Annotated in this window: 19 protein-coding genes and 1 tRNA gene; 11 read left to right on the top strand and 9 right to left on the bottom strand. The window is 65.0% G+C overall.

Translation table 11 applies throughout. The features are described from left to right. Window positions 1–237 (bottom strand): hypothetical protein (locus tag AC3WJM_RS00060; protein WP_492270943.1); only part of this gene is annotated, 237 nt, incomplete at its 3' end. Between AC3WJM_RS00060 and AC3WJM_RS00065 the strand changes: the two genes are divergently transcribed. From AC3WJM_RS00065 to AC3WJM_RS00090, 6 genes are all read left to right on the top strand, one after another. After that, window positions 211–283, top strand: a tRNA-Arg gene (locus AC3WJM_RS00065). The two genes, AC3WJM_RS00060 and AC3WJM_RS00065, sit on opposite strands and share 27 nt — an antisense overlap. A 1-nt stretch (window position 284) precedes the next feature. After that, on the top strand, window positions 285–740 hold the full coding sequence (locus AC3WJM_RS00070; RefSeq protein WP_253257207.1) for a DUF6314 family protein: 456 nt from the start codon (window positions 285–287) through the stop codon (window positions 738–740). Then, a complete protein-coding gene (locus tag AC3WJM_RS00075) occupies window positions 737–1,153 on the top strand; it encodes an NUDIX hydrolase (protein WP_059388181.1) in 417 nt (138 codons plus the stop codon). Before AC3WJM_RS00070 ends, AC3WJM_RS00075 begins: the two co-directional genes overlap by 4 nt. Window positions 1,154–1,300: 147 nt before the next feature. Beyond that, window positions 1,301–3,310 carry a glycosyltransferase family 2 protein gene (locus AC3WJM_RS00080; RefSeq protein ID WP_492270944.1) on the top strand — a complete coding sequence of 670 codons (2,010 nt, stop codon included), beginning with the start codon at window positions 1,301–1,303 and terminating at the stop codon, window positions 3,308–3,310. After that, window positions 3,307–6,621 (top strand): PAS domain-containing hybrid sensor histidine kinase/response regulator, encoded by a 3,315-nt coding sequence (locus AC3WJM_RS00085; RefSeq protein WP_492270945.1) that lies wholly within the window; start codon window positions 3,307–3,309, stop codon window positions 6,619–6,621. The genes AC3WJM_RS00080 and AC3WJM_RS00085 overlap by 4 nt, the downstream gene beginning before the upstream one ends. Before the next feature lie 8 nt (window positions 6,622–6,629). Then, entirely contained in the window at window positions 6,630–7,550 is a 921-nt protein-coding gene (locus AC3WJM_RS00090) for a GGDEF domain-containing response regulator (protein ID WP_307052780.1), read from the top strand. Window positions 7,551–7,565: 15 nt separating this feature from the next. Here the strand turns inward: AC3WJM_RS00090 and AC3WJM_RS00095 are convergent, their stop codons facing one another. Then, on the bottom strand, window positions 7,566–9,479 hold the full coding sequence (locus tag AC3WJM_RS00095; RefSeq protein WP_284989633.1) for an ABC transporter ATP-binding protein: 1,914 nt from the start codon (window positions 9,477–9,479) through the stop codon (window positions 7,566–7,568). Further along, window positions 9,476–11,146, bottom strand: coding sequence for an ABC-F family ATP-binding cassette domain-containing protein (locus tag AC3WJM_RS00100; protein ID WP_492270946.1), 1,671 nt, complete (start codon window positions 11,144–11,146; stop codon window positions 9,476–9,478). Before AC3WJM_RS00100 ends, AC3WJM_RS00095 begins: the two co-directional genes overlap by 4 nt. 224 nt (window positions 11,147–11,370) lie before the next feature. Here AC3WJM_RS00100 and AC3WJM_RS00105 point away from each other — a divergent pair, with 224 nt between their 5' ends. The 5 genes from AC3WJM_RS00105 to AC3WJM_RS00125 all read left to right on the top strand — a co-directional run bounded on the left by AC3WJM_RS00105 (window position 11,371) and on the right by AC3WJM_RS00125 (window position 15,370). Then, entirely contained in the window at window positions 11,371–12,096 is a 726-nt protein-coding gene (locus tag AC3WJM_RS00105; protein WP_492270947.1) for a hypothetical protein, read from the top strand. Further along, entirely contained in the window at window positions 12,093–12,800 is a 708-nt protein-coding gene (locus AC3WJM_RS00110; RefSeq protein ID WP_306962973.1) for a hypothetical protein, read from the top strand. Before AC3WJM_RS00105 ends, AC3WJM_RS00110 begins: the two co-directional genes overlap by 4 nt. A gap of 256 nt (window positions 12,801–13,056) precedes the next feature. After that, window positions 13,057–13,875, top strand: coding sequence for an amino acid ABC transporter substrate-binding protein (locus tag AC3WJM_RS00115; protein WP_059388190.1), 819 nt, complete (start codon window positions 13,057–13,059; stop codon window positions 13,873–13,875). A 15-nt stretch (window positions 13,876–13,890) separates the two neighbouring features. Beyond that, a complete protein-coding gene (locus AC3WJM_RS00120) occupies window positions 13,891–14,556 on the top strand; it encodes an amino acid ABC transporter permease (RefSeq protein WP_492270948.1) in 666 nt (221 codons plus the stop codon). Further along, window positions 14,543–15,370 (top strand): amino acid ABC transporter ATP-binding protein, encoded by an 828-nt coding sequence (locus AC3WJM_RS00125; RefSeq protein WP_059388189.1) that lies wholly within the window; start codon window positions 14,543–14,545, stop codon window positions 15,368–15,370. The genes AC3WJM_RS00120 and AC3WJM_RS00125 overlap by 14 nt, the downstream gene beginning before the upstream one ends. 201 nt (window positions 15,371–15,571) lie before the next feature. On the opposite strand, the gene AC3WJM_RS00130 is transcribed toward AC3WJM_RS00125, so the two are convergent. From AC3WJM_RS00130 to mobA, 6 genes are all read right to left on the bottom strand, one after another. Beyond that, window positions 15,572–18,598: an alpha-mannosidase gene (locus AC3WJM_RS00130; RefSeq protein WP_492270949.1), complete on the bottom strand. Its 3,027-nt coding sequence runs from the start codon at window positions 18,596–18,598 to the stop codon at window positions 15,572–15,574. Window positions 18,599–18,793: 195 nt separating this feature from the next. Continuing rightward, window positions 18,794–19,693, bottom strand: coding sequence for a formate dehydrogenase accessory sulfurtransferase FdhD (fdhD, locus tag AC3WJM_RS00135; protein WP_476910018.1), 900 nt, complete (start codon window positions 19,691–19,693; stop codon window positions 18,794–18,796). Window position 19,694: 1 nt separating this feature from the next. Beyond that, window positions 19,695–22,031 carry an FdhF/YdeP family oxidoreductase gene (locus AC3WJM_RS00140; RefSeq protein ID WP_492270950.1) on the bottom strand — a complete coding sequence of 779 codons (2,337 nt, stop codon included), beginning with the start codon at window positions 22,029–22,031 and terminating at the stop codon, window positions 19,695–19,697. Window positions 22,032–22,093: 62 nt separating this feature from the next. Further along, window positions 22,094–23,419: a molybdopterin molybdotransferase MoeA gene (locus AC3WJM_RS00145; RefSeq protein ID WP_492270951.1), complete on the bottom strand. Its 1,326-nt coding sequence runs from the start codon at window positions 23,417–23,419 to the stop codon at window positions 22,094–22,096. Further along, on the bottom strand, window positions 23,416–23,703 hold the full coding sequence (locus AC3WJM_RS00150) for a DUF6457 domain-containing protein (RefSeq protein ID WP_307052769.1): 288 nt from the start codon (window positions 23,701–23,703) through the stop codon (window positions 23,416–23,418). The genes AC3WJM_RS00145 and AC3WJM_RS00150 overlap by 4 nt, the downstream gene beginning before the upstream one ends. A gap of 31 nt (window positions 23,704–23,734) precedes the next feature. Continuing rightward, the gene (gene mobA / locus AC3WJM_RS00155) at window positions 23,735–24,364 is read right to left on the bottom strand and encodes a molybdenum cofactor guanylyltransferase (protein WP_492270952.1); all 630 of its coding nucleotides are present in this window, start codon (window positions 24,362–24,364) and stop codon (window positions 23,735–23,737) included. Window positions 24,365–24,370 lie beyond the last annotated feature (6 nt).

Raw genomic sequence — 24,370 nt, forward strand, 5'->3', positions numbered from 1 at the left:
GTGGCCGCCGTGGGCGGCCACCACGGTTATTTGCTCTCTCATGCGGGCCAGCCTAACGCCAGCACCCGCATGCGGTGCCGCGTGCGCCGCCGCCGGTGTTGCCGGGCAGCGCGTGTTGCCGGCGTCGGTGTTCGAGGGCCGCCCCGGCAGCTTGTATGCTTGTATGCGTGCCCGGCGAGCGGCTCCCAGGAGCTTCCAGCACGCGCACAGGCCCTCGTAGCTCAGTGGATAGAGCACGGCTCTCCTAAAGCCGGTGTCGTTGGTTCGATTCCAATCGAGGGCACTTGAAAGACCAGCTGCGCGAATCGTCTCCGACGCAAGACCTGCGGGCTTACCTGCTGGGCAGCTGGACCGTGGAACGGTCCCTGTGGGACCGGGCGGGCGGCACCCGCGGTACCTTTGCCGGCGTCGTGCGCTATTCGGAAACCCCCGACGGCGGTCTCTTCCTTCGCGAAGACGGCACCATGACCTGGCCCACCCACACCGGCCCCGCCTTCCGCGAATACCTCCTGCGGCCTTCCGACTCCCCCGAAGCCATGGATGTCTACTTCCCTGATGGGAAACCGTTCCACCGCATGAGCTTCCGCGACCACGCCAACCAGGACACCCACTGGTGCGATCCCGATGACTACAAAGTCAATTACCTCTGGGGCGGGCCGGATGCCTTCAGCTACGCCTGGGACGTGCACGGACCAGCCAAGGACTTGCTGCTCGAATCCCGGCTAAGGAGAGAGACATGACCAGCAACAGTCCAGCCAAGGACCTGATAGTCGTCAGCGCGGTCTGCGTGTACGACGACGCCGGACGGCTGCTGACCGTGCGCAAGCGCGGCACGGACAAGTTCATGCACCCCGGCGGCAAGCCCGAGCCAGGTGAAACCGCGGCGGAGACGGCATCCCGCGAGCTGGCCGAGGAAGTCGGAATCGAGATCGACCCGGCCGACCTTGAGGCCTTGGGGAGTTGGCTCGCCGTCGCCGCCAATGAGGCCGCGACTGACATCGAGGCCACCGTCTTCACCGCACCGGGCACGTGGGAAGCCCGCCCTTCGGCCGAGATCGCAGAGATCCGGTGGTTGGATCTCTCTGCTGAACTTCCGGACGATTTGGCTCCGCTCCTGACGGACCACGTCCTGCCCCTGCTCGCGAAAAAGTAGGCCTTCCCGCTCCCGGAAAAGCCATGCGTGTCGGGGCCTGAACTTCCCTGTTTTGCCATGAAAATCCGGTGAGAACTGGCTATAGTGATCGCACAGTTTGTTTTAACTTGATACAGGCTGCATTGTCAGATCCAGCTGGGGGATCGCATGCAATCTCTTGAACAGCGCCGACGCGTCCGGGGGGACGTCGGCGGAGAACGTCCGCAGTTCCGTGACACTCCTGTGGAGGTCAAGGCGTACTCGACGGCCGGAATGGCCGGCTGGGCGGCGCAACTGGGTTCTCCCGCGCCCGAAGCTCCCCGTTCCCGCAGAATGGCCAGGACCGGCGGGATAGCTGCGATAGCAGCGTTGTTGCTCTACCTGACGTGGCGGGTCGCATTCACCATGCCGCTTGGTGGCGGGGATCTTGTCATCGCGTGGACGCTGGTGACGTTTGAGGCCCTTCCCCTGATCGGGCTGGTCCTGAAATCCATCACTCTGTGGAACATCGACTGTTATGCGCCTGAGCCGGTTGCCGAAGCTCCCAATGGCATGAAGGTCGCCGTGCTGATCCCCACGTATAACGAGCCGGTCGAAGTCCTTGCGCCCACCATCGCCGCGGCCTGCGTGCTTCAACCGCGCCACGAAACGTGGGTATTGGATGATGGAAGCCGCCCGTGGGTTGCCGAGATGTGCGCATCCTTCGGTGCAAGAGTGGTCACCCGCGCCGAGCACGACCATGCCAAGGCGGGCAACATGAACCATGCATTGGATTTGATGGCTGCGGAGGAAGCAGCCGAAAAAGACCCAATAGACGTCATTGCCGTGCTCGACTGCGATCACGTTCCCCTCCCAACATTCCTGACGGCCACCTTGGGTTGGTTCGCCGACGAGGAAATCGCCCTCATCCAGGGGCCGCAGGCGTTCTACAACTCAGGAGCCTTCGACGACGACGGCATCTCCGGCGAACAGGGGTTGTTCTTCAACGTCCTGATGCCTTCGCGCAATGTTCCCGGTGCAGGACCTTTCTGGTGCGGTTCAACCTCGCTGCTCCGGATCAAGGCGCTTCGCGAGGTAGGTGGAGTAGCCACCGAGACCATCACCGAAGACATGCACACCACCCTCAAGCTCATCCGGCTCGGGTGGAAGACCGTGTACCACCACCAGACCCTGGCAGTTGGCCTGGCCCCGGCAACGGCCGATCAATACCTGCTGCAGCGCAGACGCTGGGGCATGGGCGCGATGCAGATCCTGACCTACGAGCGCCTTTGGGCGGCCAAGAGCTGGATGACCTGGCGGAACTTCCACGAATACATCAACGGAACCTTATGGTGGCTTGAGGGCATTGCCACCTTGATTGCCTTCATCATCCCCATGGCGGTCATGGTCTCCGGCGCGCAGACCTCCACCGCCGGGCCCGTTGAGTTCACCCTTGCCTTCGCCGCCATGTTCTGGGTGCGTTTGTGGGGCGCCAAGAGGCTCATGCGCCACCAGATCCACTGGCCGACGGCGTTTGCCCTGCGGATTTTCCGGGTTCCTGTCGGGATGGCCTGCCTTTGGTGGCTCGTTTCCCGGAAGTCCTTGGAGTTTCAAGTCACCCCGAAAGGCGCCGCGGAACTTCGACTCCGCGGAAGGGCCCCGCGGATCCTCATTGTGCTGATTGTCATCGTGGGCGCGATTATTCTCTATGCGACGGCCGGAGTCCTCGGTTGGGTGCCCTGGCGGACGAGTCCTGGCTCCACGATTGCCGCCGGAGTCTGGCTGGTGCTGGCGGGGGTTGTCTTGGTGCTGGGGACGCTCCGGATCAGGGCCGCCGAATTCGCCACATCACGCAGGAGCGCCCACCGGGTCACCGTCAAGGTACCTGTCACGGTTTTCGGGGTCCCGGGCCAACTGCTGGACATTTCCATGGGAGGCGCCGCAGTCCGGGTCGGGGCGGACGCGCTGCCGGAATCAGGCCGCGTACTCTTGGAACTCCCGGGAGACGCACGGATCCCCCTGGATATCGTCCGGGTGTGGTCTAGTTCGAAGGGAGAATACACTGCTTCGCTACGAGTTCGTGACCGCGACTGGGAGGCGTACCGCAGGCTCTCGCTCTGGCTGTTTCATACTCCCGATAACGCACTGCCCGGCTTTCCTCCTGGGGTCCCTGCCGTCGCAACCCGCGAGTCGGCATGAACGGCCACGCCTTGCGTAGGCCCGCCCTCGCCTGGACTGTTATCGTCACCGCTGCGGCGGTGGCCATCCTGGCGGCGATCCTCGGCGCAAACCAAGGGACGTCCGGGGCCCAGTCAGCCGGTGACCTCGCCATCCTGGCAGCATCGCTGCTCGCCACAGCCAGTTGTGCATGGGCGGGGCGGCGCAAGGATGAAAGCGCCCGTGCGTGGCGGGTCATGGGCCTAGCCACGCTGATCTGGACCACCGGACAAGCGATCTGGACCTTCTACGGCTTGACGCTCGATCACGACTACCCCTACCCCTCCGTGGCCGACGCCGCTTTCGTCGGCTATTCGATCCCTGCCGCCATAGCCCTCTACTTGTTCCCTCGTCCCCGGGTCTCCTCGGTTGCTTTCCTGCGTGCACTCCTGGATTCGGCAGTGATTGCGTCCGCAGTGCTGTTCATGAGCTGGGCTACCGTCCTCGGCTCCATGTACAAGACCGAAGGGCAGGAGACCCTCGTCCACCTCACCGGCCTCGCGTATCCGGTTGCCGACATTGCGATGGTCTCCATCGTCCTCATGCTCACCATGCGGAGGGCACCAGGGGAACGCCTCAGGTGGGTCTGCCTGGGTGGCGGACTCCTCGTCCTTGCGATCACTGACAGTACATACGTGGACCTGACGTCCGAGGGTGTCACAGGTCTCACCGGAACTCCCCTGGCGGCAGGCTGGATCACGGCGTTCCTGCTGATAGCCCTCGCCCCGCTGGTCCCCTACGCCCCGCGTCCCCGGACGGAGCGGCGCCTCTACACCTTGGCCCTGGAACTGCTCCCCTACGTCCCAGTCCTGGGTGCCGTGATGGTGGCGCCCATACGGGTCGGGCGTCCCGGGGACCCCTTCCTCCAGGCCGTGGGGCTCACTGCCCTGGCCCTGGCCATCACCCGCCAGATTCTGATCATCCTCGAGAACATCAACCTCACGCGGGATCTCGAATCCAAGGTTGCCGAGCGTACAGCGGAACTTGAAGGTCTCGGCGCGATCGTCAACTCCTCAGCGGATGCAATCGTGGGCAAGTCACTGGACGGTGTCATCACCAGCTGGAATCCCGGAGCCGAACGGATCTACGGATACAGCGCCGCCGAGGCAATCGGCAGGCATGTTTCCTTCATCATTCCGGACGAACTTCAGGAGGAGGAAGAAGAGCTCTTGGCGGGCATCCGGGCCGGCGGGGAAACCCACAGCTACGAAACAGCACGGGTCCGCATCGACGGCTCCATCGTTCCCGTTTCCCTGACGATGTCTCCGATCCGCGGCATCGGCGGCATCCGCGGAGTCGCCACGATCGCCCAGGACATCACCGAACGCAGGATCGCCCAGGCCGAGTTGGTGACCGCCCGGGAAGCCGCCGAGGAAGCCAGCCGCTTGAAGTCGGAGTTCCTCGCGACGATGAGCCATGAGATACGCACGCCGATGAACGGAGTGATCGGGCTGACCGGATTGTTGCTGGACACCCCCTTGGAGGAAACCCAGCGCCAATATGCCGAAGGCGTCAAGGGCGCGGGCGAATCCCTGCTGTCCTTGATCAATGACATCCTGGACTTCTCGAAACTCGAAGCAGGCAAGGTCGATCTGGACCCTGCTCCCTTCAATCCACGCACCTTGGTGGAGGAACTCGCGGTCCTCCTTGCCGAGGCCGCACAGGCCAAAGGCCTGGAGCTGATTGCGTACTGCCGCCCGGAGGTTCCGGCGATGCTGGTGGGCGACGCCGGCCGCATCAGGCAGATCCTGCTCAACCTGGCCTCGAACGCCGTGAAGTTCACTCCCTCAGGGGAAGTTGTCATCAGCGTGAAGCTCGTGAAGCAAGAATCCGCGAACGTTCGTGTACGCTTCGAGGTCCGCGACACCGGGATCGGGATCGATGCGGCAGACCACCACAGGCTCTTTGAGTCGTTCTCGCAGGCCGATGCCTCCACTACCCGGCGGTACGGCGGGACCGGCCTTGGACTGGCGATCTCACGGAGGCTTACAGAGGTAATGGGCGGCGAAATCGGGGTGGACAGTTCCTTGGGCAACGGGAGCACCTTCTGGGCCACCCTTCCCTTGGCAGTGAGCGAAGCTGCGGCAGCTCCGGCGTCGATCTCGCCCGACCAGCTCACGGGACTCCGGGTCCTTGTGGTGGATGACAACTCGACCAACCGATTGGTGCTCGAGGGGCAATTGGCTGGCTGGCGGATGAAACCGGAAGCTGTCAGCGACGCCCAACAGGGCCTGGACCGCTGCCGCGAAGAGGCCGCCGCCGGACGTCCCTTCGACATTGCGGTGCTCGACATGTGCATGCCGGACATGAACGGCTTGGAGCTGGCACACCAGCTGAGCACCGACGTCGCGCTCGCATCCACCCGGATCATCATGCTGACGTCCACCATGAATGTGGACAAAGCCGAACTCGTGGCCGCCGGGGTCCAGGAATGGCTGACCAAGCCGGTGCGCAGCTCCGAGTTCTACGACCGCCTCATGCGTCTTGTCGCGGCCCGCCCGCTCGCGGCTCCCGTGGTCCTTCCAGCCATCCCGGTGACCATCAGCCAGCCTTCGCGCGGCCTGATTCTCGTCGTCGAGGACAACGAGGTCAACCAGCTCGTGGCCCGCAGCATGGTTGCGAAGCTCGGGTACGAGGCCGACGTCGTCGCCGATGGCAGCGAAGCAGTCGCCGCCACTGCGGCCACCGAGTATGCCGCGGTCCTGATGGACTGCCATATGCCCGTCATGGACGGATTCGAGGCCACCAAAGCCATCCGGGCACGGCACGATGGGCGCAGGCGGCTGCCGGTCATTGCGATGACGGCAGGCGCACTCGATGAGGATCGTGAGCGCTGCCTTGCGGCCGGCATGGACGATTATCTGACCAAACCGGTGGACGTGGACAAATTGGAGCGGGTTCTCTCGCGATGGATCCCGGAAACATCGAAGGAAGGCGGCGGCACTGTCCTCGACCCCGCGAGGCTGGAAACGTTGCGTGACCTCGGTCCGGCAGACGGGCTCGGGTTGCTGCCCGCCGCCGCCCAGGCCTTCAGGCAAGACATCCAACCGAGCCTGGAGGCACTCCGCCACGCTTTGGACAACGGAAGCCGAGACACTTTCAGGCACGTTGCCCACAAGCTAAAAGGAGCCGCAGCCAACATCGGGGCCGCGCGCGCGGCACGGATGTGCGAGGAATTGGAACGCAGCTCATCAAGCGGCGGGCCCGTCGATCCCGCGCTCCTGGCCGGCCTTGAGGCCGAACTGGGACTTGTTGACAAAGCGTTGGACCACGCCCTGTCGGTGGCCTCGTGAAGGTCCTGGTGGCGGACGACGATTTCGGTTCGCGTCTCGTGGCGAAGGCGGCAGTGGAGCAGTCCGGCCACGAATGCATCGTGGCCGCGGACGGCAACTCCGCTTGGGAGCTGTACAGGCAACACCGGCCGCAAGTTGTGGTGACTGACCTGATGATGCCCGGGCTCAACGGACTGGAACTCTGCCGCGCCATCCGCAGCGCGGAAGAGGACTCCTACACCTACCTTGTCCTTGTCACCTCGAAAGATTCACGCGAGGACGTCGTCGCGGGCATGCAGGCCGGTGCTGACGACTACGTGGCCAAGCCGCTTGACCCGTTCGCCCTGCATACCCGGCTGCTCGTGGCTCAAAGGGTGACTTCGCTGCACACCGATCTTGCACGCTACCGTGCCGCGCTCGCGGAGCAAGCGCGCACCGATCCCCTGACGAAGCTCCACAACCGGCTGAAGCTCTCGGAGGACCTGGAACAGCTGCACCACAGATGCGCCCGTTACGGAACGGACTACAGCCTGGCGATCTGCGACGTGGACAACTTCAAGAGATATAACGATCTTTATGGCCACCAGGCCGGAGATCTCGCATTGCAGTCGGTTGCGGCCTCCCTTGCCGCCCAAGGGCGCGAAAGCGACGGAATCTACCGCTTCGGCGGGGAGGAATTCCTCTTCCTGTTGCCGGGCCAGACGGTATCCGGCGCAGAAGCCAGGCTCGCCCGCGCTCTGGAGGCCGTGCGGGAGCTGGGCATCGCGCACTCAGGTAACCCCTCGGGTACCCTGACCTTGAGCGCCGGTCTCTCGGCCTTTGTGCCCGGCCATCGAGTCAGCAGCGAGCGGCTCCTCAAAGAGGCCGATATGGCGCTGTACGCCGCCAAGTCCGCCGGCAGGAACCGCGTGGAAGTGGCCCCGGAAGTCCGTCAACACACCAGGAGCTGAAGCCCGGCACCGCGCCTACAGCTCCGGAACAGCTTCCTGTGCCACAGCCGTCGCCTCAGCGAACTGAGTGTTGTACAACTCTGCGTAGCGCCCGTCTGCGGCGAGGAGCTCTGCGTGCGTGCCGCGCTCAATGATCGATCCGTCCTCCACCACCAGGATCACGTCGGCGGCCCGGATGGTGGAGAGCCGGTGGGCGATCACGACGGCGGTGCGTCCCTCGAGTGCCTCGCCCAAGGCCGCCTGGACCGCGGCTTCGCTGGTGGAATCCAAGGCTGCCGTTGCTTCGTCGAGGATGACGACCCTGGGTTGGGCGATGAGGAGGCGTGCGATGGTGAGCCGCTGGCGTTCTCCTCCGGAAAGGCGGTAGCCGCGCTCCCCCACCACGGTCTCCAGGCCATCCGGCAAGGAACGGACCATCGCTTCGAGCCTGGCGCGCCGGAGCACGTCCCACATTTCCTCGTCCGTCGCTCCCGGCCGGGCCAGCCGCAAGTTGGAGGCGATGCTTTCATGGAAGAGGTGGCCGTCCTGCGTGACCATGCCCAGGGTCGCCCGGAGGGAATCGAACGTTGCGTCCCGGATATCCAGGCCGGTACCTCGCCCATGCCCGCCCAATCGCACGGCGCCGGAGTCGACGTCGTACAGCCGGGACAGCAGCTGGGCCACGGTGGACTTGCCCGCGCCGGAGGACCCCACGAGGGCAACGGTCTGCCCGGGCTCCACGCGGAAGCTGATTCCGTGCAGGACCTCCTCGCCGCCGCGGGTGTCAAGCGTCGCCACTTCCTCCAGCGAGGCAAGGGACACCTTGTCCGCGGACGGATAGGCGAAGCGGACGTCGTCGAACTCCACCGCAACAGGGCCCGAAGGCACCGCGACGGCGTCGGGCTTCTCCTGGATGAGCGGCTTGAGGTCCAGGATCTCGAAGACCCGCTCGAAGCTGACCAGCGCGCTCATGACCTCAACGTGGGCACTGGACAGTGCGGTAAGCGGCGCATACAGGCGGGTAAGCAGCAGCGCCAGTACGACGACGTCGCCGGCGGCCAGCTGCCCGCTCAGCGCAAGCCAACCGCCCAGTCCGTAAACGAGCGCGAGGGCCAGGGCGGAAACGAGGGTCAGTGCGGTGATGAACGTGAACTGCAACATGGCGGTGCGGACGCCGATGTCACGCACACGGCCGGCGCGCAGGGCGAACTCGGCGGACTCTTCGTCCGGGCGGCCGAACAGTTTGACGAGCGTGGCGCCGGGTGCGGAGAACCGCTCCGTCATTTGGGTTCCCATGGCCGCGTTGTGGGACGCGGCTTCACGACGGAGGTCGGCCAGCTTGGAGCCCATGCGGCGTGCGGGAATGAGGAAGATCGGCAGCAGCACCATCGCGAGGACGGTGACGAGCCAGGACGTGTTGAGCATGACAATGAGGGTCAGCGCCAAGGACACGACGTTGCTGACTACACCGGAGAGAGTGCCCGCGAACGCCGACTGGGCTCCGATGACGTCGTTGTTGAGCCGGCTGACGAGGGCTCCGGTACGGGTCCGGGTAAAGAAGGCGATGGGCATGCGCTGCACATGGTCGAACACCCGCGTCCGCAGGTCGACGATCACGCCTTCGCCGATCACGGAAGACAGCCACCGGGTCAGTAGTCCCACTCCGGCGTCGGCGACGGCCACGGCAGCGATGAGCGCGGCCAGCCCGACCACGACGTCCACGCCCGCATGGGCGATGATCGCGTTCACCACTTTGCCGGCCAGCACCGGGGTGGCCACGGCAAGGAACGCACCAGCGATGGAGGCCAGCACGAAGGCGATCAGCTTGTTGCGGTGCGGTTTCGCGAAAGCGAGCACGCGCCGGATGGTTTCCCGCGAGAACGGCTGGGAGCCGCTCTTGGCGCGGGTGATGTTGTAGAGCGAGCGCCAGGCGACGCCATCCATGCTCATGGCTTGTGATTCCCCATTCCGGAAGTGTGGTGCAGTTCGGTCACGGTGCCGTTGTCAAGGTGCCAGCGGGAATCGAGCCGGACGTTTTCGAGCAAGCGGCGGTCGTGCGTGACCAGCAGGAGCGCGCCTTCGTAGCCGTCAAGCGCATCCTCGAGCTGTTCGATCGCCGGCAGGTCGAGGTGGTTGGTGGGTTCGTCCAGGACAAGCAGGTTGACGCCGCGGGCCTGCAGCAGCGCGAGCGCCGCGCGCGTGCGTTCGCCCGGGGACAAGGAATCCACGGTCCGGGAGGTGTGGTCCGCCTTGAGGCCGAACTTGGCCAGCAGGGTACGCACATCCGCGGAGTTCCAGTCGACCAGGACAGATTCGACGGCGTCTGCCAGGGTAAGGTGCCCAGCCAGCAGTCCGCGGGCTTGGTCGATCTCGCCGATCGCCACGGATGCACCCATGGAGGCATCTCCGGCGTCGGGCTGTTGAATCCCGAGCAGCAGCCGCAGGAGGGTGGACTTTCCCGCGCCGTTGGGTCCCGTGATGCCAATGCGTTCGCCGGCGTTGAGCTGGAGGTTGACGGGTCCCAGCGTGAAGTCGCCCTGGTGTGCCACGACGTCGCGCAAGGTTGCGACGACGGAGCTGGAGCGCGGAGCCTGGCCGATGCTGAACTGCAGCTGCCATTCCTTGCGCGGCTCTTCCACCTCGTCGAGCCGGGCGATGCGGGATTCCATCTGCCGGACTTTCTGGGCCTGCTTTTCCGAAGACTCAACGCTCGCGGCCCTGCGGATTTTGTCGTTGTCCGGGCTCTTCTTCATGGCGTTGCGGACGCCCTGCGAGCTCCATTCGCGCTGCGTCCGGGCCCGGGACACGAGATCCGCCTTGGTGTTGGCGAATTCCTCGTAGCGTTCGCGGGCGTGCCGCTTTGCTACCGCCCGCTCTTCGAGGAAGGAATCGTAACCGCCGTCGTAGACGGCCACGCTGTTCTGGGCCAGGTCCAGTTCCAGCACCTTGGTGATGCAGCGCGCCAGGAACTCGCGGTCATGCGAGACCAGCACCGCGCCGCCTCGAAGGCCTTGGACGAACGATTCAAGCCGGGCCAGTCCGTCGAGGTCCAGGTCATTGGTGGGTTCGTCGAGGAGCACGACGTCGAAGCGGCTCAGCAGGAGGGCAGCCAAGGCAACTCGGGCGGCCTGGCCTCCGGACAGGCCCGTCATAAGCGCATCGGGACCCGATTCGAGGCCAAGTTCCGCCAGCACCGCGGGGATCCGGTCTTCCAGGTCCGCGGCACCCGATGCCATCCAGCGGTCAAAAGCCAGGGAGTACGCGTCGTCGGCCTCCGCGGTTCCGGCTGCGAGCCCCTCGGCTCCGGCCTCCATCTCCTCAGTGGCCTGGGCGCAACCAGTGCGGCGGGCAATGTAGGCGGCGACGGTTTCGCCTGGGGTGCGTTCGTGTTCCTGGGGCAGCCAGGCGACAAAGGCGTCGCTCGGAGCGAGGCTGACCGTGCCCTCCTGGGGACGGTCGGCTCCCGCGAGGATGCGCAGCAGGGTGGATTTCCCGGCGCCGTTGGCGCCGACGACGCCCACGACGTCTCCTGGCGCGACGGTGAGGGAGAGCTTCGAGAACAAGGTGCGGTGACCGTGGCCGCCGGAGAGCTCTTTGGCGACAAGCGTTGCAGTCATTGGTCTATCCTCTCACTGCTCCGCTCCTGAGCGGAAAGGCCGGCCACGCGAAAGGGCGGCCGTGCGAATACCCTGCCGTCCGAAAGACCGGGGCATGGAAGAACCCGCTGGTCCGTACTTGGGGGGTGTGCGGACCAGCGGGTTCGAGAATCAAGCATAATTCAATGTGCCTGCATCGTAAAATCGACTTCGCAGACCTGAAACCGTCTAGCAGAAAGTGGTTCATGTCCCTCCCCTCCAAGGCGTTCCAACGCTGGCTGCACGGGATCGCCCCGAACACCAGCACGGCCGATGTCTGCCGCTTTTCGGGAGTGAAACGCACCACACTGGCCCAGCAATTGGTTCGCGGCAAGGTGGCCGAGAGTTGGCTCGTGAGCATCAGCCGGGCCTTCGACATGAATCCCTTCGATGCTTTGGCACAATTCGAGGCCTACGCGGCGCTTCGGGGAACCCCGGTTCCCCCCACTGATGCGGAACTCGTCAGCCAGGTGTCCACCATGGATCTGCTGCGTGCGGTCGTCGAGCGCTCCGATCCCGGCGAGGGCGTCCCGCCCCTGGTCCTGGCGGAGACCCCGCACGGTAGTTCAGTCAGGAACTGGGTGGACGCGATCGACGACGGCGAGCTGCGCCACCGGGTGAGCGGCTCCACCGGGATCGCACCGCAGAACTTTTCCGCGCACCTGACCGCCAACCGGCTGCCCCCGGAACTGGCCTTGGCAACGTCCCGGGCGGCCGGCGTCGGACCGGCCGGAGGCCTCGTGGCCAGCGGCCTCGTCACCGAGGCCGAGGCAGGATGGCCCCCGGGGGCGCGCCGGGACGCCCTGGACAGGATGACGGACGGCGAGCTGGCCCTGCTGGCCGGAGAGCGGCTGCAGGCCCTGGGCAAGGCCCTGCGCCGCCATGAGCACGAGCTCGACCACAGCAACAGAATCTGGGAGAACCTGGGATGACCACCGTGTTGGCGTGGGCTACGCTCTCCATTTGCCTCATTTTGACGGCCATTCGCATCCCCAGCGCCGTTCGGGGCGAGAACCGCATGATGTTCGTCTTGTTCGCACTGATTTCCCTCGACATCCTTCTCAGCATCGAGGGTCCCTATGTGCTGATTGACGGGTGGCTGGGCAACTTCAACCTCGGCAACCTGCTGCTCCGGTTCCTGCTCTACGGAACGTTCCTGCTCATGGGCATCAAGGTGGCCAGGGCCTTTGGCTCAGCTGGCGGAGAACGCGCCATCCGCGGGCCGATCGGCTTGGCCGTTTTGGGAGCAACCGCGGTCCTCACGGCCTTCTTCTTCTTCTCGATGGACACCCGGGACTCCACGGTTGGCCTGAATGACCTTGACCCTGGGCCGGCCCTTGATCTGTATGCGGCCTTGGGCAGGTTCTACCCGGGCTACGTTGCCGTATGCCTCATCCCGGGCATCTGGCGATCGGTCCGAGGTTCGGGTCCCGTTCTGCTCCGGGCCGCCTCAGCGACACTGCTCCTGGGCCTTGCCTTGCTAACGGTTTCACAGGTCTTTCCGCTCATCCCGCCAACGAATACGTGGCTGCGGCCGCTCATCAATTACTCTGCCGCTTTGGCCACTGCACTTGGCCTGGGAGGCATCTGGCTGTCCAAAACCGTTGCCAGCCGGACTAGCCGCACGGTAATTTAAAAACATACCGCGTAACCTCTTTCATAAATCCATTATATCGTGCCATAATTATGAATGTGTGAAGGCGACGCAGCCTGACCTTTGAATCAATGAACGGGTTTCCAAGGTTCGTGGCGCGTGCGGGAGCACTTTTGGGGGGATGAGTGGTGGCGGGCTGTTGGGGACCGCCCCCACTCAGCCTTTTTAAGCGTCCTCCCGTGTACGCCGGACACCGCCCGAAGCACCCCAGTCCGGTCCCGTGACTAAGATGGCTTTCATGAAGAGCCTGCCCACCCGCCGCACAGCACTGTCCGCAACCCTGGCCGCCGTCGCGCTGGCACTGACCGCTTGCGGCGGTGGTTCCTCGCCGTCGTCGACGTCGGGTGGAGATACCTCGCTGTCCGCCATCAAGTCCAAGGGCGAGATCGTTATTGCCACGGAAGGCACCTACCGGCCGTTCAGCTTCCACGAGAACGGGGCCGGTCCCCTCACGGGCTTCGACGTCGAGATCGCCCAGGCCGTCGCTGCCAAGCTCGGAGTGAAGGCGACCTTCCAGGAAACCCAGTTCGATGGCATCTTCGCGGGTCTTGATTCCAAGCGCTTCGACATGATCGCCAACCAGATCTCCATCAACCCCGAACGCACGGCCAAGTACGATTTCTCGGCGCCGTACACGATCTCCAATGGCGTCGTCGTGACCAAGTCGGACAACAACTCCATCAACAGCTTCGCCGATCTCAAAGGCAAGACCACCGCGCAGTCGCTGACCAGCAACTTCTACAAGATGGCAGTTGACGCAGGCGCCAACGTGCAGTCCGTCGAAGGCTGGGCGCAAGCCGCAACCCTGGTCCGCCAAGGCCGCGTCGACGCAACCGTCAACGACAAGCTGACCTACCTCGACTACGCCAAGAGCACTCCGGACTCCGGCTTGAAGATCGCCGCGGAGACCACCGACAAGACGCAAAGCGCCATGGTCTTCCGCAAGGGATCCGCCGAACTCAAAGCCGCGGTCGACAAAGCGCTCACGGACCTTCAGGCCGATGGCACCCTCGCCAAGATCTCCCAGAAGTACTTCGGCGCAGACGTTACCAAGTAGCCGGCGGCCAATCAGATGACCTTCAACTGGGACCTCGTCTGGAGTTCCTTCGGGCCAATCGTCGGGGGCGCCGTCACAGGAACCATCCCCCTCACCCTGGCTTCGTTCGCCATTGGCCTGGCGTTGGCGCTCCTCGTTGCCCTCTTGCGCTTGAGCCCCAACAGGCTGCTCTCCGGCGTCGCACGCTTCTATGTCTCCGTGATCCGTGGGACTCCCCTGCTGGTGCAGTTGTTCGTGATCTTCTACGGTCTCCCGAGCATCGGCGTGAAGCTGGAGCCGTGGCCGAGCGCCATCATCGCGTTTTCGCTCAATGTGGGCGGCTACGCGGCCGAGGTCATCCGCGCCGCGATCCTGTCGGTGCCCAAGGGCCAGTGGGAGGCCGGGCACACCATCGGAATGTCGCGTCCACAGACGCTCGTGCGGATCATCCTCCCGCAAGCGGCCAGGGTCTCGGTACCTCCACTGTCCAACACCTTCATTTCCCTCGTGAAGGACACCTCGCTGGCTTCGCTCATCCTGGTCACCGAGCTTTTCCGCCACGCCCAGCAGATCGCCGCATTCAGCCAGGAATTCATGATCCTGTACCTCGAGTCCGCCCTGGTTTACTGGGTCATTTGCCTCGTCCTCTCCACGGGCCAGTCCGCCCTGGAGCGCAGATTGGACCGTTATGTCGCCCACTGAGCCCAGCAACGCCCCCCACGGGAACTCCGGGCCGGTGCTGTCTGCCCGGGACCTCGCCAAAGCCTTCGGCAGCAACAAGGTGCTGCGCGGAATCGACATCGACGTCAGGCGCGGCCAGGTGGTCGCGTTGATCGGGCCGTCCGGTTCGGGAAAGACCACCGTCCTGCGCTCACTTAACGGCCTCGAAGTGCCCGACGCCGGAACGGTCACCTTCGGGGACGCCGACGCGGGGACGGTCCGGGGCTCCGGCGCAGGACTGACCCTCGATTTCGCGGGCAGCGTGGGCAAGCGGGAGATCGCCGCCCTCCGGGATCGCAGTGCCATGGTGTTCCAGCACTACAACCTGTTCCCGCACATGACGGTGCTCAAGAACATCATCGAGGGACCGCTCCAGGTCCAGAAGCGTCCACGGGCGGAAGTGGTCGCGGAGGCCGAGCGGCTCCTGGCCCGGGTGGGCCTCGCGGACAAACGCGACGCCTACCCCTTCGAGCTGTCAGGCGGCCAGCAACAACGGGTGGGAATCGTGCGCGCCCTCGCCCTCAAGCCGCAGTTGCTGCTCTTTGACGAACCCACCTCGGCGTTGGACCCGGAACTCGTGGGCGAAGTGCTCGGTGTCATCAAGGAACTTGCCGACGAAGGCTGGACCATGGTGATCGTGACGCACGAGCTCGCCTTTGCCCGCCAGGTTGCCGACGAAGTCATCTTCATGGACGGCGGCGTAGTGGTGGAGCGCGGACCAGCAGCGGATGTCTTGCGCGAGCCGCGGGAGGAACGCACCAAGCAATTCGTCAAGCGCCTCCAGCACGACGTCTGACCCCCAACTGATCCCCACCGCCACCCTCGCCTCGCAAGTCCCCACCGGCTCCCAGCCTTCGCAAGCTCAGGCCGGGACCCTCGCCGGCGTGGCCCCACGGCCAGGGAACCCTGGCGGCGTGGGCCCAGCATTTGTTGTCGTTTTGGGCCCTCATAACGACATCTACTGCGAGCTAGTTGGGTGGGCCGGGCACGCAAACGCCTAGCGGCTGAAACGCAAGGTCACCAGCTGGAACGGGCGCAGGGTCAGTTCGGCAGCTCCCACTCCGGGCTTCACTCCGGGAGCCTCGACGGGACGTTCCAACAGGTCCACGGATTGCACCATCCGGGATTCGAAGTTGGCTGTGATGAGGCCCGTGGAGCGTTCTCCCAGAGATTCGTAAAGCCGCACGATGACGTCTCCGGAGCCGTCCTCGGCAAGCTTGACGGCTTCGATGACCAGCGCTTGGTTGAACACCGTTAAAAGCGGCTCAACGGGGTTCGCCCCTGCCAGCAACCTCGGTTTGAGGTTGGTCCGATAGCCTTCTTCGACGGCCCCGCCGATGCTGGCGCCGGGCCGGATGCTCAGATCCAGGACGTGAACCCCAAGGTCGGCTTGGGGGTCCGGGAACTTGGGCGCCCGCAGCAGTGACACACGCACATTGGTGGTGGTCCCGCCGTCGTCACGGATGGTCCGGGTGACGTCGTGCCCGTAACTTGAGGCATTGGAGATTGCGACTCCGTAACCCGGCTCCGCCACGTGGATCCAGCGGTGGGCGCAGAATTCGAACTTGGCGGCTTCCCAGGACGTGTTCGTGTGCGTAGCCCGGAAGACATGCCCGAATTGGGTCTCCGAGGCGGAACGGTCCGCACGGACATCCAGCGGGAAACCGATCTTGAGCAGTTTCTCGTGTTCCTGCCAGTCCACCGTGGTGGAAATGCCGAGGGATTCCGCGCCCGCTTCGAGGGAAATGCGCTGCGTGATGGTGGAGGAGCCCACCGTCCGCTCCACCACGACGACGACGTCCCAGCCTGCACGTTCCAGCGTCACCGATCGCGCGTCGACCACCGGGACGACGTTCCGGCGATAGAACTCGTCGATGTCCCAGGCATCCCATTCGTTCGGCGTATCCCGGTGGAGCTCAAGGTGGTTGCCGAACGTCCCGGGCGCAATGGCTTCCCGGCCCGTTGCGTAATCGGAGAGGGAGGTCAGCAATCCATTGGCGTCCAGCACCGCCCGGATGATGCCGTTGTCCAAAACATAACCGCCGGCGCGCTCTGTGACACTGACTGGACTATCCGAGTGGACCGGTTCGGCAGCCGCGAGCGCCGGAACACCATTGCGCTCGTGCGGCGCGGCATTGAGCAGGAACGTGGTGTCTCCCTCGCCCAGAACTGCTGACGCGGCACCCGCTATGATGCCTTCCAACTCCCGGGCGATCGCGGCATAGTTCCGCTCCGCATCCTGGTGGACCCACGCGATGGAACTGCCCGGCAGGATGTCGTGGAACTGCTGCAGGAGTACAAGCCGCCACAACCGCTTGAGGTCCGCCGCGGGATAGGTGAACGAACCCGCAGTCCGTACTGCCGCCGTCGAGCACCAAAGCTCGGCCTCGCGCAGCAGGTGTTCTGAACGGCGGTTGCCTTGTTTGGTATTGGCCTGGCTCGTGTACGTCCCCCTGTGCAGCTCAAGGTACATCTCCCCTACCCAGACCGGGAGGTTGTGGTACTCGGCCTCGGCCCGGGTGAAGAACTCCTTCGCGGTTCCCATGCGCACCTTCGGCGAGCCTTCGAGATCCGCCGTCCGGTGGGCGGCGGCAACCATTTCGCGCGTGGGTCCGCCACCGCCGTCGCCGTAACCGAAGGGGACCAGCGAAATGGTGCCGCGGCCATGCTCCCGGTAGTTGCGCTGGGCATGGGCCAGTTCGCGGCCGTGGAGCTCGGAGTTGTAGGTGTCCACGGGCGGGAAGTGGGTGAAAAGCCGCGTGCCGTCGATGCCCTCCCAGTTGAAGGTGTGGTGCGGCATCTTGTTGACTTGGTTCCAGGAGATCTTCTGGGTCAGGAACCACCGGGAACCAGCGGACTTGACGATCTGGGGGAGGGCCCCGGAATATCCGAAGGAGTCAGGCAGCCAGGCCTCCTGGCAGTCGATGCCGAACTCCTGCAGGAAGAAGCTCTTGCCCTCCACGAATTGGCGGGCCATTGCCTCGCCACCGGGCATATTGGTGTCGGATTCCACCCACATGCCGCCAACCGGCACGAATTGCCCGGCCTTCACCTTCTCCCGGATCCGGATGAACAGCTCAGGATAGAACTCCTTCATCCATGCCAATTGCTGCGCCGAGGAGCAGGAGAAGACGAAATCGGGGTTCTCATCCATGAGGGCGACAACGTTGGAGAAGGTGCGGGCGCATTTGCGGATGGTTTCCCGGACCGGCCATAGCCAGGCCGAGTCAATATGGGCGTGGCCAGTGGCCAGAAGTTCGTGGGCCGAGGCGTAAGCGGGCCGGCTCAAGACCTCGGCGAGGGCTTCCCTGCCGGCGGCTGCGGTACCGGCAACATCGTCCGGGTCCATGATGTCCAGCATGCGCTCGAAGGCGCGGAGGATCTCATGCCGCCGCGGCAGTTCGAAGGGCAGTTCGTGCATCAGCCCGCTAAGGGTCCAGATGTCCTGGTGGAGCTCCCAGACCACCTCGTTGAGTTCGGCGATGGCTATGCGTCCGAGCCGGTAGCGGGGCTCGTCTCCGGAGGTGGACTTGTCCCCGAGCGGGGTTGCCGCGAAGGTCCAGCTTTGGCTGAGATCCGGATTGGCCGCGGCTTCCACGTAGAAGTCCACCGAGAGTCCGCCACCCAGAAGCTTCAGCGGGACATGCTGGTTGCGCGGAGAGATGGCCTTGATGATGGTGCCGTCCGGGCGCCAGGCAATGCCCTCGCACTGGAATCCGGGTGCGTCGATGCTGAACCCGAGATCGACGACGATCTCCACCGTGGTGCCATCGGCGACTCCCCACCCCTCCGGGACCTCGCCCCGAAGCCGCAGCCACTTGGTGCTCCAGGCCTTGCCCCACGCGGCACCGTGTTCCTGGGGCTCAAAGACCTGGCGGAGTGCTTCCGAGACCGGAACCGGCTCCCCCGGGGCATCCCAGCTGCTCAGTTCAAGAGGCAGCGCACGGCCATAGATGGCGGGAGCTATCCGCTCCCGGACAAAACGTTCGAGCCGCTTCTCAGTGATCCGGCGGTCGTCGTGCAATTGAAGTCCCCTTTGGCGGTGGGCTGGGTTGATTGCTTCCTTACCGTTATGAGCAGCCTAGTAGGCAGGTCACTGTCCGGAGGAACCAGATTCCATTCGATGGATAAAATCTACGTCTTTCCCGAACAATAGCCAAGTGATTGGCGGCTATCCCTGCAGGTCCCTATTCCCCACCGGCTCCCAGCCTTCGCAAGCTCAGGCCGGGGCCCTCGCCGGCGTGGGCCCCCCACCGGCTCCCGCCGGAACTCCGACCCGGTCGCTGCCCGCGTAGACGTTCAAGCTGGTCCCCCGGCTGAAGCCCACCAGCGTCAGGCCGGTCTCCTGTGCGAGCTCCACTGCGAGGCTGGAGGGTGCGCTGACGGCGGCCAGGACCGGGATCCCTGCGAGCGCCGCCTTCTGGACCAGCTCGAAGGATGCCCTCCCGGAGACCTGCAGGACGGTGCCGCGCAGGGGCAGCATTCCTTCGCGCAGCGCCCAGCCCACCACTTTGTCCACCGCATTGTGCCTCCCCACGTCTTCCCGCAGGCACAGCAGCTCGGCAGCACCGTCGTCGTGGATCCGGAAGAGTCCGGCGGCGTGTACTCCCCCGGTTTTGTCGAAGACCGCCTGTGCTTCACGGAGACGGTCAGGCAGAGCGGCCAGAACCTCCACCGGGACATTCAGGGGGTCGTCCTCGGGGCTGAAGTGTGAGGATTTACGCACTGCCTCGATGGAGTCGGTGCCGCAGATCCCGCACGAGCTGGAGGTGTAGACGTTGCGCCCGGTCTCCGGCAGGACGACGTCGGGACGCAACTGGGCTTCCACCACGTTGAAGGTCTGAACGCCGTTCTCGTCCTCGCCGGCACAGAAGCGCAGGGAAATGAGCTGGGCCGGGTCCCAAATAACACCCTCGGAGACCAGGAAGCCCGCCACGAGGTCGAAGTCGTCGCCAGGGGTCCGCATGGTCACCGAGAAGGACATGTGCCCCAAACGCACCTCGAGCGGTTCCTCGACGGCCAGGAAGTCCTCGCGGTAGCGGACCGGGTGCTCCAGGGCCTGGGCGGAGCCGTCCAGGACGAATTTGTGCACCTTGCGGCGCTGGGTCACCCGTCCCATCTCAGCTACCCACCTTCCCGGCGGGTTCCGCATGCCCGGCGGCTTCCCCGTGTCTGACGAACCGCACCGTCATGGCCTTGTAGCCGGGGGTATTGGATTCACGGGCAACGAGCTCCCGGTGGACCAGGGCGTTGGCCTCGGGGAAGTACGCGGCGGCGCAACCCTTGGCCGTTGGGTAGGCAACCAGCCGGAACTTGTCCGCCCGGCGCTCCGTTCCGCGGAAAGTGGAGATGACGTCCACCATGTCCCTGTCTTCGAAGCCGAGTTCGCCGAGATCGTCCTCGTGGACCAGGATCACGCGGCGGCCTTCGGAAATGCCCCGGTATCGGTCGTCGAGCCCGTAAAACGTGGTGTTGTACTGGTCATGGCTGCGGACTGTCTGCAGGATCAGGTGGCCGGCAGGGGCTTCGAGGTACTCCAGTGGGCTCACGGTGAATCGTGCCTTGCCGATGTCCGTGGCGAACGTGCGGGTGTCGCGTGGCGGGTTCGGCAGCACGAAGCCGTTCTTGGTCCGCACCCGCGCGTTGAAGTCCTCGAAGCCGGGGATCACCCTGGAGATGTGGTCGCGAATGACGTCGTAGTCTTCGGCCATGGCCCGCCAATCCACGGGGTGGTTGTCCCCGAGGACCGCCTGCGCCATGCGTGCGACGATGACGGGTTCGCTAAGCAAATGCTCCGAGATCGGAGTCAACCGGCCCTGCGTGGAGTGGATGACGGACATGGAGTCTTCAACGGAGAGGATCTGCCGTCCGCCCGGGTGTTTGTCGTCCGTGTCCGTGCGGCCCAGGGTGGGCAGGATCAGGGAGGTCTTGCCGTGTACAACATGGGCGCGGTTGGGCTTGGTGGAGATATGGACCGTCAGCCCGGCTTTCTTGAGCCCTTCCTCCAGTGCGACGGTGTCCGAACCTGCCGCGGCGAAGTTGCCGCCCATGGAAACGAAGACGTCCACCTCGCCCTTCTCCAAGGCGTGCTGGGTTTCCACGGAGTCGTATCCGTGGACCCGCGGTGTGGTGAATCCAAACTCTTTGTCCAAGGCTGCCAGGAAGCCTTCGGACGGTTTCTCCCAGATGCCCATCGTGCGGTCGCCCTGCACGTTGGAGTGGCCGCGCACGGGGCAGGCGCCGGCACCGCGTTTGCCGAAGTTTCCCTGCAAGAGCAGCAGGTTGATGATTTCCCGCAAGGTGTCCACGGAGTGGGGCTGCTGGGTGAGGCCCAGCGCCCAGCAAATGATGGTGCCCTTTGAGGCGGCGAGCATGCCGGCCACCTTGGTGATTTCGATGCGGCTCAGGCCCGTGGCGCGTTCCGTCTCTGCCCAGTCCAGTTTAGCCCGGGCTTCGGCGTAGGCCTCGAAACCGTCGGTCTGCGCCTCGATGAAGGCGCGATCAACCACGGTTCCCGGCTTCCGATTCTCCTCCTCCAACAGGAGATGGCCCAGCGCCTGGAACAAGGCAAGGTCGCCACCCACCTTGATCTGGAGGAATTCATCGGCGATGTCTGTGCCGCCGCCCACCACGCCGTTGAGCGACTGGGGGTCCTTGAAGTTCAGGAGCCCGGCTTCCGGCAATGGATTGACGGCTACGACCTTGCCGCCGTTGGTCTTGCAATCACGCAAGGCTGAGAGCATGCGCGGATGGTTCGTGCCGGGGTTCTGCCCCACAACGAACACCAACTGAGCTTCATGGATGTCTTCCAGGGAGACAGTGCCCTTGCCGATGCCGATGGTCGGGTTGAGGGCGCTTCCGGAAGACTCGTGGCACATGTTCGAACAATCGGGCAGGTTGTTCGTGCCCAGGCTGCGGGCGAAAAGCTGGTACATGAAGGCTGTCTCGTTGGCCGTGCGCCCCGAGGTGTAAAAAACGCAGCGGGCCGGCGTGGTGGCATTCACGTGCTCGCCGATCAGGGCGAAAGCATCCGTCCAGCTGATCGGCGAATAGTGCGTCTCGCCAGGGCGGATGACGACGGGCTCGGCAATGCGGCCTTGGCTGCCGAGCCAGTATTCGGTCTTGTCCCCAAGCTCGGCCAGGGAGTGCCGGGCCCAGAACTCCGCGTCGACCACGCGTGTGGTGCTCTCCTCGGCGATTGCCTTGGCCCCGTTTTCGCAGAACTCGGCGGGACTGCGTTTGCCCGTGATGGACTCCGGCCAGGCGCAGCCGGGACAATCGAAACCGTCCCGCTGGTTGACGCGGAGCATTGACTTGACGGTCCGGCTGACACCCGCTTGGGACCAGCCCCGTTCCAATGCCACAGTGACAGCTTTGACGCCCGCCGCGGAGCGCTTGGGTGGGTGGATCTGGAGGTCATCTTCATTGATGTCCTGCTCGGGAGCATGCCTGTTCATGTCCCCATCATTGCAAGGCCTGACTCTCTAATCCACCCGCGTCCATCCTGCACCTGAAACTCTCAGCCCGTCAGGGCGCTCCAGTCCACCGGACCGGACGAAACCTTCCGTGCTGGCTTGGCAGGAGTCTTCTTGGCCTTGTCCTCCGGTGGCTTCGGCCGGGGAAGCGGCGGCCCCCACGGCAATGGAAAAGCTGGCACTGCCTCTCCAAGTTGTACGCCGTGCGGCGGCACCACCATGATTCCGTCCGCACTGGCGAGGCCGCGCATCATCCCGGGCCCCGCGTGCTGGGCCGGCGACGCCAAGCCGTACACAAACCTGAAGGGAAGCAAGCGCGTGCGCCCGGGGTCGGCGTCGAGCATTGCACCGCAAGGAACCTCGCCCACCTCGGGCAGTGTTCCGTGACCCAGACCCGCGAGGAGCGGCGCGCCGATCGTGAAGAGGACCATCATGGCCGCGAGCGGATTGCCTGGGAGGCCCAGCACGAAGCGACCGTCCGGCAACTCGGCCAAAACGCCGGGATGTCCCGGACGCATCGCAATTCCATCAATCAGCAAGCGGCCACCCAGCTCCGCAATGGCCCGACGGAAGTGGTCCGTCCCCGAACGGCCGGTACCCCCGGTGGTGATGACGACGTCGGCGGGTGGCGCGTCCGGCGACAGCTCACCTTCCTCAAGGGCCGAGAGCCATTCGTCATAGGAGTCGCCCACCTTGATTTGCTCGCCGCGGATCCCGCCAAGGAGCTCGACGACGGCGCCAAGCTGGGGACCGAAAGTATCCCTCACGCGCCCGGGGGCCGGGACACCCGCGGTCACCACCTCGGCGCCGGTCAGCACCATTTTCACGAGGGGCTTGCCCAGGACGTCCAGTTCATCACGTCCGGCCAGGGCGGCCAGGGCGAGATGGGCCGGGTTCAGGACGACGCCTGATTTGATCAGCAGCTCGCCCGCCGCGGCTTCCTCTCCCGCGTCGCGGATGTGTTGCCCGTTGCGCGGTTCGCCGGGCTTCGCGTTCCCGCCGAGCGCGAGCAGTGGTAAGCCGTCTTCGTCCGTGGTCAGGACCCCGCTCTCCCTCCGCAGAACGGCCTTGGCCCCGGGCGGGATCAGGCCACCCGTGGCGATCGGGCTGGCTTGGTGCGGTGCCAGCCGATGGCCGGGTTCGGCGAGGATCCATGGACCGCTGCCGTTGACTGCCCAGCCATCCATCGCGGAGGACGCGTAGTGCGGCAGGTCCTGCAAGGCGTGGACATCCGAGGCCAGGGTCCTGCCGATGGCGTCCTTCAGGGCAACGGGTGCGGCGGGAATGGGCGTGGCGCTATCGAAGGCAAGTTGCCGCGCCTCGGCCCACAAGTGGTCGGCATGCGGGACATGCTCGGGGGCTTCCGTCATCCGGCGTCGGTTCCGGGGTTCGTATAGTCCTTCGCGAGCGTGCGTGCCAGGCCCAGGGCTGCATCCATCGACGCAGATTGAGTGGCTTGTCCCGAGCCCGAGGCAAGCCCGGCCGCAAAGCCCGCAATGAAGGTTGTCAAAGGAGCCGCCGGCCGGACCACCGAATGGGCTGCAACGCCCGCCAGGGACAGGATCTCGTTGATGTCGATCTCGACGTCGTCCAACTCATACGCTTGCAGCAGGCTCCTGCACCATTCCTCGAGCGTTTCTTCCTGGCTCTTCACGATCCGCCTCCACTGTCCGGTACAGCTGTTGTCACGGCAGGTCGCCGTCCACTCCAAGCGCCGCGGCGTCATCCCAGGTATCCACGTCATCGGTGGACCCTGCGGGGACAGGCACGGCCAGCAGATCAAGCCTAGCAAGCAGGCGGAAAACCGCAGCGTTGACCAGGCCACGTTCTTCTCCGGCAGCTTGCACTTCGCGCTGCAAAGCAGATACGCGGTAGATCCCGAGCAGCGGCTGCTTCCTACCGTCGCCGGATACGGACATGGCCCCGTCCGTGTCCTGGTGGCCTGCAACTTCCCGGAGCAGGACCGGAACCGCGGCGGCGGCCAGGGGCATATCGCAGGCCAGGACGAGAACCCAGGGCGCGTGCTTCGTGGACGGCTCCTCGCCGTTTTGCGTTTCGCCTCCGTGCCCCAGGGCGAGGAGTCCGGCGGCGATCGCGGCTGCGGGTCCGGCGAAGGGCGGCTCCTCCCGCGCGGTCAATGTGCCGTCCGGCAGAGTGCCGGGATCCGGGCCGACGACGACGACGCTTCCCGCACCGCGTGCGGCCGCCACGGCGCGCTCAAGGAGTGTGGCGCCGTCGTATCTCAACTGGGCTTTGGGCACGCCGCCGAGGCGGGAGGACTTGCCACCCGCCAATATCACCGCATCAAAGTCCACCCGCCC

This window comes from Arthrobacter sp. FW306-1B-G06A, assembly GCF_058781765.1.